14 protein-coding genes and 1 tRNA gene are annotated in these 12179 nt (G+C 63.6%); 11 read left to right on the forward strand and 4 right to left on the reverse strand.

Annotated elements, in window-relative coordinates:
* Positions 1-9 precede the first annotated feature (9 nt).
* Complete coding sequence (locus GC146_RS11550; protein ID WP_291838415.1) at positions 10-597, reverse strand: thymidine kinase; 588 nt, start codon at positions 595-597, stop codon at positions 10-12.
* Between the two features lie 135 nt (positions 598-732).
* A complete protein-coding gene (locus GC146_RS11555; RefSeq protein ID WP_291838417.1) occupies positions 733-1851 on the reverse strand; it encodes a beta-ketoacyl-ACP synthase III in 1119 nt (372 codons plus the stop codon).
* Between the two features lie 145 nt (positions 1852-1996).
* Between GC146_RS11555 and GC146_RS11560 the strand changes: the two genes are divergently transcribed.
* The 3 genes from GC146_RS11560 to GC146_RS11570 all read left to right on the forward strand — a co-directional run bounded on the left by GC146_RS11560 (position 1997) and on the right by GC146_RS11570 (position 3404).
* A complete protein-coding gene (locus GC146_RS11560; protein ID WP_291838418.1) occupies positions 1997-2251 on the forward strand; it encodes a GlsB/YeaQ/YmgE family stress response membrane protein in 255 nt (84 codons plus the stop codon).
* 168 nt (positions 2252-2419) lie between these two features.
* Positions 2420-2812 (forward strand): rhodanese-like domain-containing protein, encoded by a 393-nt coding sequence (locus GC146_RS11565; RefSeq protein ID WP_291838420.1) that lies wholly within the window; start codon positions 2420-2422, stop codon positions 2810-2812.
* A gap of 97 nt (positions 2813-2909) precedes the next feature.
* Positions 2910-3404 (forward strand): hypothetical protein, encoded by a 495-nt coding sequence (locus tag GC146_RS11570; RefSeq protein WP_291838422.1) that lies wholly within the window; start codon positions 2910-2912, stop codon positions 3402-3404.
* Between the two features lie 84 nt (positions 3405-3488).
* Here GC146_RS11570 and GC146_RS11575 read toward each other — a convergent pair whose 3' ends face one another.
* Both GC146_RS11575 and uvrB read right to left on the reverse strand, forming a co-directional pair.
* Complete coding sequence (locus GC146_RS11575; protein ID WP_291838424.1) at positions 3489-3953, reverse strand: hypothetical protein; 465 nt, start codon at positions 3951-3953, stop codon at positions 3489-3491.
* Positions 3954-4239: 286 nt separating this feature from the next.
* On the reverse strand, positions 4240-6447 hold the full coding sequence (uvrB, locus tag GC146_RS11580) for an excinuclease ABC subunit UvrB (protein ID WP_291838427.1): 2208 nt from the start codon (positions 6445-6447) through the stop codon (positions 4240-4242).
* Between the two features lie 147 nt (positions 6448-6594).
* On the opposite strand from uvrB, the gene GC146_RS11585 reads away from it, so the two are divergent.
* From GC146_RS11585 to GC146_RS11620, 8 genes are all read left to right on the forward strand, one after another.
* Complete coding sequence (locus GC146_RS11585; protein WP_291838430.1) at positions 6595-7179, forward strand: undecaprenyl-diphosphatase; 585 nt, start codon at positions 6595-6597, stop codon at positions 7177-7179.
* A gap of 84 nt (positions 7180-7263) precedes the next feature.
* A complete protein-coding gene (locus GC146_RS11590) occupies positions 7264-7575 on the forward strand; it encodes an ETC complex I subunit (RefSeq protein WP_291838433.1) in 312 nt (103 codons plus the stop codon).
* Positions 7576-7628: 53 nt separating this feature from the next.
* Positions 7629-7705, forward strand: a tRNA-Arg gene (locus GC146_RS11595).
* A 68-nt stretch (positions 7706-7773) separates the two neighbouring features.
* Positions 7774-8670: a DMT family transporter gene (locus tag GC146_RS11600; RefSeq protein WP_291838436.1), complete on the forward strand. Its 897-nt coding sequence runs from the start codon at positions 7774-7776 to the stop codon at positions 8668-8670.
* Positions 8671-8955: 285 nt separating this feature from the next.
* Positions 8956-9327: a 30S ribosomal protein S12 gene (gene rpsL / locus GC146_RS11605; RefSeq protein ID WP_291838439.1), complete on the forward strand. Its 372-nt coding sequence runs from the start codon at positions 8956-8958 to the stop codon at positions 9325-9327.
* Positions 9328-9339: 12 nt separating this feature from the next.
* Positions 9340-9810, forward strand: coding sequence for a 30S ribosomal protein S7 (gene rpsG / locus GC146_RS11610; protein WP_291838441.1), 471 nt, complete (start codon positions 9340-9342; stop codon positions 9808-9810).
* Between the two features lie 24 nt (positions 9811-9834).
* A complete protein-coding gene (gene fusA / locus GC146_RS11615) occupies positions 9835-11958 on the forward strand; it encodes an elongation factor G (protein WP_291838444.1) in 2124 nt (707 codons plus the stop codon).
* A gap of 81 nt (positions 11959-12039) precedes the next feature.
* Positions 12040-12179: GTP-binding protein (locus GC146_RS11620; protein ID WP_291838545.1), on the forward strand; the 140-nt coding region annotated here is incomplete at its 3' end.

Genomic DNA, 12179 nt, shown 5'->3' on the forward strand with positions numbered 1-12179 from the left:
GTGAAACGGTCAGGCGGGGCGATCGCCAACCGCCTCGCGCCAGTGGCGGCGGCACAGCGAAACGTAGCGGTCATTGCCGCCGATCGAGACCTGGTCGCCCGTGGTCAGCACGTTGCCGTCGGCATCCTTGCGCACCACCATCGTGGCCTTCTTGCCGCAATGGCAGATCGTGCGCACCTCGCGCATCTCATCGGCAATGGCCAGAAGCGTGGCCGAGCCGGGAAAGAGGTGGCCGAGGAAATCCACCCGCAGGCCGAAGCACATGATCGGCACGTTCAGGTCGTCGACCGCGCGGGCCAGTTGCCAGACTTGGTCGGGCGACAGGAACTGCGCCTCGTCAACGAAGACGCAGGCGCAAGGGCCGGTATTGAGCCGCGCTTCGATCTTGGCGAAAAGATCTTCGCCGGGCGCGAATGTATCGGCAGGCTCGCCGATGCCAATGCGGCTGGCGATCCGGCCGAAACCGGCGCGGTTGTCCAGCTGGGCGGTCATCAGGTAGGTCTGCATGCCCCGTTCGATGTAGTTGTGTGACGCCTGCAGCAGCACGGTCGACTTGCCCGCGTTCATCGTCGAGTAATTGAAATAGAGCTTGGCCATGGCGCAGCCCTTAGCGCGGGGTTTGCCGGATTGGCAAGCGGTGCGCGCGGGTGCTGGGACGCTAGAGGATGGTCAGCAGCGTCAGGACCGGGGCCAACGGACCGGTCAGAAGGACCGCGAGAAGGAGAAAGATGCTCATACCCTCCTTTCGACGATGACGGACCCCACCGAATAGCCTGCGCCGAAGGAACAGATCAGCCCGATGTCGCCCTGTCCAAGATCGGACGAGTGCTGCGCGAAGGCGATCATCGAGCCCGCCGAAGAGGTGTTGGCATAGTCCTGCAGGATGTTGGGCTGTTCGCCGGGGCCGGGTTCGCGCCCCAGCACCTTGCGCCCGATATAATCGTTCATCGCCTTGTTGGCCTGGTGCAGCCAAAGGCGCGACAGGTCATCCGCGCGCAGCCCCTCATCGGCCATGTGGGCGGCGATATGCGCGCTGACCAGCGGCAGCACCTCCTTGAACACCTTGCGGCCGTTCTGCATGAACTGCATGTCGCGCCGGTCTTCCATCTGGTCGTGGCTGCGGCGCAGGAAACCGTTGTTGTTGCGGATGTTGTTGGAAAACTGGGTGGCGAGCCGGGTAGAGCGGACGCGGAAATGCGCGCCTTTGGCCAGGTCCTCGCGTTCCAGTAGGGTGGCGGTGGCGACGTCGCCGAAGATGAAGTGACAATCGCGGTCGCGCCATTCGAGGTGGCCAGAGCAGATTTCCGGGTTGATCACCAGCGCGCGGCGGATCGAACCGGCGCGGATCATGTCAGTTGCAGTCTGGATGCCGAAAGTGGCCGAGGAGCAGGCGACGTTCATGTCGAAGGCGAAGCCGCCGGTGCCCAGCAGCGCCTGGATTTCGACCGCGATGGCGGGATAGGCGCGTTCCATGTTCGAGGCGGCGCAAAGGACGGCATCGACCTCGGACGCCGAGACACCGGCCATCTCCAGCGCCTGCTGCGCCGCCTTCACCCCGATCTCGGCCATAAGCGAGGGTTCGTCGTCGCTGCGCGGGGCGAAGCTCGGGAACATGCGCGCCGGGTCCAGCACGCCCGCCTTGTCGATGACGTGCCGCTGTTCGATGCCGGAGGCCGCGACGATAAACTCGGCCGAGGAATGCGCCTTGGCCTCTGCCGTGCCGGCGGCGATGGCCGCGGCATTCTCGGCGTTCCAGCGGTCGGCATAGGCGTTGAAGGAGGCGACAAGCTCGGCGTTGGTGATGGTCTCGGACGGGGTGAAGACCCCGGTTCCGGTGATCGCGGCGTGCATGCGGGCCCTCCTCGGCTGGTGCGAAGGGTAAGGGGCGCGCGGGGGGCTGTCGAGAGGCGCGAGATTGTCCTTCGGTTTCGGTCCGCGCAGGCATAGGTTACGGACCAGAACCGGGTGACTGGCCCGGAGCAGCGAAGGACAAGACATGGGTATCACAAGCATCATCATCCTCTTGATCGTCGGCGCGATCGCGGGCTGGCTGGCAGGGCAGATCGTCAGCGGCTACGGCTTCGGGCTGGTCGGCAACATCGTGGTGGGGATCGTGGGCGCGGTGGTGGCCGGGCTGATCCTGCCGCGGATCGGGCTGGGCTTCGGCGGCGGGGTTATCGTTTCGATCATCCATGCGACGCTGGGCGCGGTGATCCTGCTGTGGCTGATCAAGATCGTGAAACGGGTCTGACAGGGCGATTTTGCGGGCGTCCCCATGGGGACGACTTGCAAGTTTCTGAATTATATAGATATTCTTTGTTGGTATGGCGTGAGCCATGTTGGCCGCACCTGGCGCGTCCACTTTTCAACGGCGTGTTTGGGGCTATGATACGGGCATCCCGAACAGGAGGATTTGCGCATGTCGAAGACCGTGAAAGACTACATCGCCGAGGCCAACGCGGTGGTGCCGCGCGTGACCAAGGCAGAGGCCGAAGAGATGATCGCCTCGGGCGCTCTGGTGGTCGATGTGCGGGACGAACCGGAGGTTGCCAAGTCCGGCAAGGTGGCCGGGGCGCACCACGTATCGCGCGGGATGCTGGAGTTCCGTGCCGACGAGGGCACGCCCTATCACGACCCCGCCTTTCGCCGCGACCGGCCGACGATCGTCTATTGCGCCTCGGGCGGACGCTCGGCGCTGGCCGGCGCACGGCTGAAGGAAATGGGCTATGAAAAGGTTTATAACCTTGGCGGGTTCAAGGACTGGGCCGAGGCCGGCGGCGCGGTGGAGCACCCGATCGATCCGGGAATGTAAGCGTGGCTTGCCCGATTTGGGCGGCGGGCCTGATCCTTGGGGCCGATGATTTGCGAGCTTTGGCGAATGGAATGACGCCGGGCGTGGTTGGCGTGCGATGACCATGGGCGTGACGATCATCGTGATCGGCGTGGCGCTGATGGCCGTCCTGTTGGTCGGCCTCCTGTTGCGACCCGGCCGGGTAGCAGAACCCGAGCTTCCGCGCATCCTTGTCGACGGGTCCAACGTGATGTTCTGGGACGACGAGACGCCGAAGATCGAGACGGTGTCACGGGTCGTCTGGGTGCTGCGTGACCAAGGCTACAAGCCGGGTGTGATTTTCGATGCCAGCGCGGGCTACAAGATCGTCGGGCGATACCAGGACGACGCCGAACTTGCCGCCCTGCTGGACCTGCCCGCCGAACAGGTGCTGGTTGTTCCCAAGGGGACGATCGCCGATACCTACCTGCTTGGTGCCGCGCGCGACCTTGGTGCGCGGATTGTCACCAATGACAAGTACCGGGACTGGGCCAAGGACTTCCCCGAGGTGCGCCGGCCGGGCCACCTGATCCGGGGCGCCGTCAAGAAGGGAAAGGTGCGGTTGGAGGTGTAGGGGGGCGTTGGATGAGCCTTGGCTGCGCATGCCACACTTATGGCCGGCGTTGCCCCAGAGCCCTGGCCGGGTCGTTTCGGCCCCCTACATTGGAGGGAATTGACCAGGGTAGCGGCGCCAGTTTCCGGTTCCACCGACCGTTCCGGCATAATATGGCGTCTGTTGCATGCTATAGGTTGACGGCGCGGCTCCGCCGCATCCCTGTTCTGCCTGAGCCTTGACCAGCGCATCGTAATGCCCGCGGGCCGAGGCGAGCTGTGCCGACTGATCTACCGTCAATGGCAGTGCAAAGACGGCGGGCCAGAAGATGACCAGTGACGTTGTGACAAGCGCTGTATCCCATTGCGCCGAATTGCGCTGCTGGGCAGTCACGTAAACCACGTAATGCGCAAGATTCTGCCTTTCCTGTGCAAGTTCCTGGCAGGTGGCACCACGGTAAATAATGCTGGGAATGTACGTTGCAGGCACGTTGCTTGCCTGCTCGGCACAGCCCGAAATTGCAGTCGCGCCGATTAAGGCGGCGGCATGAAGGAAGCGGTTGAATTGCATGTAAGTTCCTGACGTTGGCAGCGTTATCTATTGGCGCATGCAGCCAGTCCGGAGTCAATCCCGGTGAAAATGCGAATTGGATAATTACATCTCAAATATATATAGATATGCGATTGCTTTTCGGAAATGCCAGGGCTTATCTCTTATTATGTAAATGACCTACTTTCGATAATATGGCCTACCTTTCCGACCATAGCCCAAATCGTTCCTGTTGGCAGGGGCGTCCAAGCGGACCTGTTGGCGCGAGGGCGAACTCGGCGAAGTGCTTCGGCCCGAGGGCAGCGCGCTACCTCCGCCCCGGCCTGCTCTTCCCGCCCCGCTGCCCCGGCCGCCCGGCCGTTGACCTTCCGCTCATTTTGCTTGCCTCATCCACCGCCCTGTCAACGGCCTGTTGCCGCGCCAACGGGTCGTCGGAGATGACAAGGTCGACGGTTTCCAGCCGCTTGATCTCGTCGCGCAGGCGCGCGGCCTCTTCGAATTCGAGGTTCTCGGCAGCCTTGCGCATGTCGGTGCGCAAGCCGTCCAGCACGGCCTCGAGGTTGGCGCCGTGCAACGGCTTGTCGACCCTCGCGGTGACGCGGGCCATGTCCACGTCGCCCTTGTAGAGGCCGGCGAGGATGTCCTCGACGTTCTTCTTGACCGTGGTGGGCGTGATGTTGTGCTCGACATTATAGGCGATCTGCTTGGCGCGCCTGCGGTCTGTCTCGCGCATGGCGCGTTCCATGCTGCCGGTAATGCGGTCGGCATACATGATGACGCGGCCGTCGACGTTGCGGGCAGCGCGGCCGATGGTCTGCACCAGCGAGGTTTCCGAACGCAGAAACCCCTCCTTGTCCGCATCCAGAATGGCCACCAGCCCGCATTCGGGGATGTCGAGGCCTTCGCGCAGCAGGTTGATGCCGATCAGCACGTCGAAGGCACCAAGGCGCAGGTCTCGCAGGATCTCGATCCGCTCGATCGTGTCGATGTCGGAATGCATGTAGCGCACCCGGATGCCCTGTTCGTGCATGTATTCGGTCAGGTCTTCGGCCATCCGTTTGGTCAGCGTGGTGACAAGCGTGCGATAGCCATCAGCGGCGACCTTGCGCACCTCGTCCAGCAGGTCGTCGACCTGCATGTCCACGGGGCGTATCTCGACCTTGGGGTCGATCAGGCCGGTGGGGCGGATGATTTGTTCGGTAAAGACACCGCCGGCCTGCTCCAGCTCCCACGCGGCGGGGGTGGCGCTGACGAAGACGGATTGCGGACGCATCGCGTCCCATTCCTCGAACTTCAGCGGGCGGTTGTCCATGCAGGAGGGCAGGCGGAAACCATGCTCGGCCAGCGTGAATTTGCGCCGATAGTCGCCCTTGTACATCCCGCCGATCTGCGGAACCGAGACGTGGGATTCATCGGCAAAGACGATGGCGTGGTCGGGGATGAATTCAAACAGGGTCGGCGGCGGTTCACCCGGCGCACGACCCGTCAGATAGCGCGAATAGTTCTCGATCCCGTTGCACACGCCGGTCGCCTCGAGCATCTCAAGATCGAAGTTGGTGCGCTGTTCCAGCCGCTGGGCCTCCAGCAGCTTGCCCTCGGCCACCAGCTGGTCGAGGCGGATGCGCAGCTCTTTCTTGATGCCCTGAATGGCCTGCTGCATCGTCGGTTTCGGCGTGACGTAGTGAGAATTGGCATAGACGCGGATCTTGTCGAAGCTGTCGGTCTTTTCGCCCGTCAGCGGGTCGAACTCTGTGATGCTTTCCAGCTCTTCCCCGAAAAACGAGAGCCGCCATGCCCGGTCCTCAAGGTGGGCGGGGAAGATCTCCAGCGAATCGCCGCGCACGCGGAAGCTGCCGCGCTGGAACGCCTGGTCGTTGCGGCGGTATTGCTGGGCGACCAGATCGGCCATCACCGCGCGCTGGTCATAGGTCTTGCCGGTGACCAGGTCCTGCGTCATCGCGCCGTAGGTCTCGACGGAGCCGATGCCGTAGATGCAGCTGACCGAGGCCACGATGATCACGTCGTCACGTTCCAGCAGCGCGCGGGTGGCCGAGTGGCGCATCCGGTCGATCTGTTCGTTGATCTGCGATTCCTTCTCGATATAGGTATCGCTGCGCGGAACGTAGGCTTCGGGCTGGTAGTAGTCGTAGTAGCTGACGAAGTATTCGACTGCGTTTTCCGGGAAGAAGCCCTTGAATTCGCCGTAAAGCTGGGCCGCCAGAGTCTTGTTCGGTGCAAGGATGATCGCCGGGCGCTGGGTTTCCTCGATGATCTTGGCCATGGTGAAGGTCTTGCCCGTGCCTGTGGCACCCAACAGGACCTGGTTACGCTCGCCCGTGTTGATCCCGCCGGCCAGTTCGGCGATCGCCGTGGGCTGGTCGCCGGCTGCCTCGAACTCGGTCTTCAGCACGAACCGCTTGCCGCCTTCCAGCTTCTCACGCGTCTTCACGTCGGGGGCGGGATTGGACAGCACGGGCGGGCGTTCTGGCAGACTGTCGGAATGGGCATAGGCCATGGGGGCGACTCCTTGGGCAACCTGCCTAGAATTGATCCCTTTTTGTTCCGGTTCAAGGGCGCAGACCCGCCGAGCCCGCGTCGCGGCCTTGTCCGGGCGCAAGGCGAGGGCTAAGGCCGACCCGCATAGCGGGCTGGCGGAGGCATCATGGAACAGGCATTTCCGGGCAACCTTGCACTTTTTGCGCTTCTCAACGCGAGCGCTCAAGCGCCGGGATGGGCCGTCGGGCTGGCGGTGTTTCTGGCCAACGGACTGATCTGGGTCTTGCTGGCAGGGCTGATCGCGCTGTGGGTCGCGGGTCCGGCGGCGATGCGGCGGGCGTTGATGGCCGCGGGTCTTGCGCTGGTGATCGGGATGACGTTGGCGCTGGGCGTGGCGTCGATGAACGCGGCACCGCGCCCGTTCATGGCCGGGATCGGCCATACGCTGGTTGCCCATGCTGCCGACTCGTCCTTTCCCAGCGACCATGCGACGCTGTTCTGGTCGCTTGGGCTGGGCCTGCTTCTGGCCACGCCGATGCGTGCGCTCGGATGGGCGATCACGCTGGCAGGTGGCGCGGTGGCCTGGGCGCGGGTCTATCTTGGCGTCCACTTTCCGCTGGATATGGCGGGATCGGCACTGATCGCACTGATCGCTGCGCTTGCAGCCCGCGCGATCCTTCGCCGTGTCGGGCCGGGGCCGCTTGACGCGATCGAGACGCTCTATCGGCGCGTGCTGCCGGTCTCGCGCTGAGGTCGTCGGTCGACGGGCCCACTGCGGGCTTGCAGGCGCGCGCGGTTTTGCCGATAACGCCAAGGCTAGTTTCAGGGGACGATCATGCGCGCACGCATCTACAAACCAGCCCGTACCGCGATGCAGTCGGGCACGGCCAAGACCCATGAATGGGCGCTGGAGTTTGCGCCGGCCTCGGCCCGCGAGGTTGATCCGCTGATGGGCTGGACCAGTTCTTCCGACATGGAAAGCCAGGTGCACCTGCGGTTCGAGACGAAGGAAGAGGCGCTGGCCTATGCCGCGCATCATGGCATCGACGCCGAAGTTCAGGAACCCAAGGAGCGCAAGTTCAACCTGCGCCCCGGCGGCTACGGCGACAACTTCTCCTCCAAACGCCGCGGCGCCTGGACCCACTGAGATCGGCAAAAACGCTGGCCCGATTGCGGCCAAGCGGGTAGGACACCGGCAGCGGTCCCATAGCTCAACTGGATAGAGCAGCTGACTTCTAATCAGCAGGTTGGGGGTTCGAGTCCTCCTGGGATCGCCAGTCCGACGAGGCCACTGGTGCGGTCCTGTCGGCCCTGCTAAGGCGCCTTCGGGGACCGGGGACGGACAATGGCACTCAGCGACAACATGCGCGGCGCGCTTCTGATGGTGGGGGCGATGACCGCCTTTACCTGCAACGACGCCTGCATGAAAGCGCTGGGGACCGAACTGCCCCTGTTCCAGGCCCTGCTGTTGCGCGGCATCGCGACCACCGCGGCGCTGGTGGTGCTGGCGCTGGTGATGGGGCAGTTGCGCTTTGATATCGCCCGGCGGGACTGGGGCTTGATTGCCCTGCGCACGGTGGCAGAGGCGGCTGCGGCATGGTTCTTTATCACCGCTCTCTTCCAGATGCCGATCGCCAACGTCTCGGCGATCCTGCAATCGCTGCCGCTTGCGGTCACTCTCGCTGCCGCGCTCGCCTTTGGCGAACAGGTGGGCTGGAAGCGGATGACGGCGATCGCCGTCGGTTTCATCGGCGTTCTGCTGATCGTGCGGCCGGGAACCGACGGGTTCACGCATTACTCCGTCTTTGCGCTGCTGTCGGTGGCCTGCGTCACCGTGCGCGACCTTGCCGCGCGGCGGATGACACGCAGCGTGCCCTCGATCCTCGTGGCGCTGGTGGCGGCGGCGGGCGTGACGCTCTTTGCGGCCGTCGGTTCGGCCTTTATTGACTGGGCGCCCGTGACGCCGCGCGCAGGATGGCAACTGGCGGGTGCATCGGCCTTTGTGATCGGCGGCTATATCACGTCGGTCGGTGCGATGCGGGTGGGCGAGATCGGCTTTGTCGCGCCGTTCCGCTATGCCAGTCTGCTTGTCGCGCTGGTGCTGGGGCTGGTCCTGTTTGGCGACTGGCCAGATGGCCTGACGCTGGCAGGCGCGGCGCTGGTCGTGGCGACGGGGCTGTTCACGCTCTATCGTGAAAGACGCGCCGCCCGGCGTGTTCCGGTGGGTCTGCGGATACGCTGATTTTGGCCGGAAACGGACCGCCGCGGGGCGTTGACAGCCCCGGTCCAAGCCCCTATACGCCGCTCATCCGGATCGGGGGTATTGCCTCCTGTCCGATATCAGAGCTGACGTGGTCATGATCCGGGCACCTGTCGCCCCGATCCTCTGGATGCCCACCGCACCGTTCCTCCGGTAAGGGAACGACTGCGGGTTTTTTGTGCTTGGTGATCGCGCCCTGCACGTTGCCGGAAATCGGCGGACCTTCGGGGCCGCGACACATGTGGAAGTAACGGGGAACACAGCCCAATGCCAACGATCCAACAGCTGATCCGCAAACCGCGGCAGCCCAAAGTCACCCGGTCGAAGTCGCAGCACCTCGAATCCTGCCCGCAGAAGCGTGGCGTGTGCACCCGGGTCTACACCACGACGCCGAAGAAGCCGAACTCGGCCATGCGGAAGGTCGCCAAGGTGCGTCTGACCAACGGTTTCGAGGTGATCAGCTACATCCCCGGCGAAAGCCACAACCTGCAGGAACACTCGGTGGTCCTGATTCGCGGCGGTCGGGTCAAGGACCTTCCCGGCGTCCGTTATCACATCCTGCGCGGTGTCCTCGACACCCAGGGCGTGAAGAACCGCAAACAGCGCCGGTCGAAGTACGGCGCGAAGCGTCCGAAGTAAGGAGAGACCGCCATGTCGCGTCGTCATGCCGCCGAGAAACGCCAGGTCCTGCCGGATGCCAAGTATGGCGATACCGTGCTGACCAAGTTCATGAACAACCTGATGGTCGACGGCAAGAAATCCGTCGCCGAACGGATCGTCTATTCCGCTTTCGAGCGGGTTGAGACCAAGTTGAAGAAATCGCCCGTGGAAGTGTTCCACGAGAGCCTGGACAACATCAAACCGTCGGTCGAGGTCCGCTCGCGCCGTGTCGGTGGTGCGACCTACCAGGTTCCGGTTGAAGTGCGCCCCGAGCGCCGCGAGGCGCTGGCGATCCGCTGGCTGATCGCCGCGGCCAAGAAGCGCAACGAACACACCATGGAAGAGCGCCTTGCGGGCGAGCTGATCGACGCGGTGAACGGCCGCGGCACGGCCGTCAAGAAGCGTGAAGACACCCACAAGATGGCCGATGCGAACAAGGCCTTCAGCCACTACCGCTGGTAACATCTAAGCCTAAGGACCTGCCCAATGGCACGCGAATACCCCCTCAAGCGATACCGCAACTTCGGGATCATGGCGCATATCGACGCCGGCAAGACCACCACGACCGAGCGGATCCTGTTCTACACCGGCAAGAGCCACAAAATTGGCGAGGTGCATGACGGCGCCGCGACGATGGACTGGATGGAGCAGGAGCAGGAGCGCGGGATCACCATCACCTCCGCGGCCACGACCACCTTCTGGCAGCGTCAGGAAGACCCCACGAAAGAAGGCACTTCGGACACGAAGTACCGCTTCAACATCATCGACACCCCCGGCCACGTCGACTTCACCATCGAAGTCGAGCGTTCGCTCGCCGTGCTTGACGGCGCGATCTGCCTTCTTGACGCCAACGCCGGTGTCGAGCCGCAGACCGAAACGGTGTGGCGTCAGGCCGACCGCTACAAGGTGCCGCGCATCGTCTTCGTCAACAAGATGGACAAGATCGGTGCCGACTTCTTCAACTGCGTGAAGATGATCAAGGACCGCACCGGCGCGACCCCGTGCCCGATCGCCCTGCCGATCGGCGCCGAGGACAAGCTGGAAGGCATCATCGACCTGATCAAGATGGAAGAGTGGGTCTGGGAAGGTGAAGACCTGGGCGCGTCCTGGGTCCGCAAGCCGATCCGCGACAGCCTCAAGGACATGGCCGACGAGTGGCGCGCCAACATGATCGAGATCGCCGTCGACATGGACGATGCCGCGATGGAGGCCTACCTCGAAGGCAACGAGCCCGACGAGGAGACCCTGCGCGGTCTGATCCGCAAGGGCTGCCTGACGCTGGCCTTCGTGCCGGTCACGGCCGGTTCCGCGTTCAAGAACAAGGGCGTGCAGCCGCTGTTGAACGCGGTGATCGACTTCCTGCCGTCGCCGCTGGACGTCCCGGCCTACATGGGATTTTCGCCCGATGACGAGACCGAGACCCGCAACATCGCCCGTCATGCCGACGATAGCGAGCCCTTCTCGGGCCTCGCCTTCAAGATCATGAACGACCCCTTCGTGGGTTCGCTGACCTTCACCCGGATCTATTCGGGCCTGCTCCGGAAGGGCGATCAGGTTCTCAACACCACCAAGGGCAAGCGCGAGCGCATTGGCCGGATGATGATGATGCACGCCATCAACCGCGAGGAAATCGAAGAGGCCTTCGCGGGCGACATCATCGCGCTGGCCGGTCTGAAGGACACCACGACCGGTGACACCCTCAGCGACACGGCCAAGCAGGTGGTTCTGGAAACCATGACCTTCCCGCAGCCGGTCATCGAGATCGCGGTCGAGCCCAAGACCAAGGCCGACCAGGAAAAGATGTCGGCGGCGCTGGCGCGTCTGGCGGCCGAAGACCCCTCTTTCCGTGTCGAGACTGACCTGGAATCGGGCCAGACGATCATGAAGGGCATGGGCGAACTTCACCTCGACATCCTGGTCGACCGCATGAAGCGCGAGTTCAAGGTCGAGGCGAACATCGGTGCGCCGCAGGTGGCCTATCGTGAAACCATCGGCCACAAGATCGAGCACACCTACACCCACAAGAAGCAGTCGGGTGGTTCGGGTCAGTTCGCCGAGGTCAAGCTGGAGATCAGCCCGACCGAGCCTGGCGAGGGCTATTCCTTCGAAAGCCGCATCGTCGGTGGTGCAGTGCCGAAGGAATACATCCCGGGCGTCGAGAAGGGCATCAAGTCGGTGATGGATTCGGGCCCGCTCGCCGGGTTCCCCGTGATCGACTTCAAGGTCGCGCTGCTTGACGGCAAGTTCCACGACGTTGACTCGAGCGTTCTGGCCTTCGAGATCGCCTCGCGCATGTGCATGCGTGAAGGCCTCAAGCGGGCCGGCGCCAAGCTGCTGGAGCCGATCATGAAAGTCGAAGTCGTGACGCCGGAGGAATATACCGGCGGCGTCATCGGCGACCTGACCTCGCGTCGGGGCATGGTGCAGGGGCAGGACAGCCGCGGCAACGCGAACGTCATCGATGCCTTCGTGCCGCTGGCCAACATGTTCGGCTACATCAACACGTTGCGCTCGATGACCTCGGGTCGCGCCCAGTTCACGATGCAGTTCGACCATTACGAACCGGTTCCGCAGAACATCTCGGACGAGATCCAGAAGAAATACGCTTAAGGGCGGCGGGCCGTCAGGCCCCCCCTGCCATCACCCCGGACCGGGCGATGCCCGCCGACCAGAAATTGAAGGAGACCCATCATGGGCAAGGCAAAGTTTGAACGCAACAAACCGCACGTGAACATCGGGACGATTGGTCACGTTGACCACGGCAAGACGACGCTGACGGCGGCGATCACGAAGTATTTTGGTGATTTCCAGGCCTACGACCAGATTGACGC

The organism is Limimaricola sp. (genome assembly GCF_016125575.1).
GTDB lineage: Bacteria > Pseudomonadota > Alphaproteobacteria > Rhodobacterales > Rhodobacteraceae > WGLM01.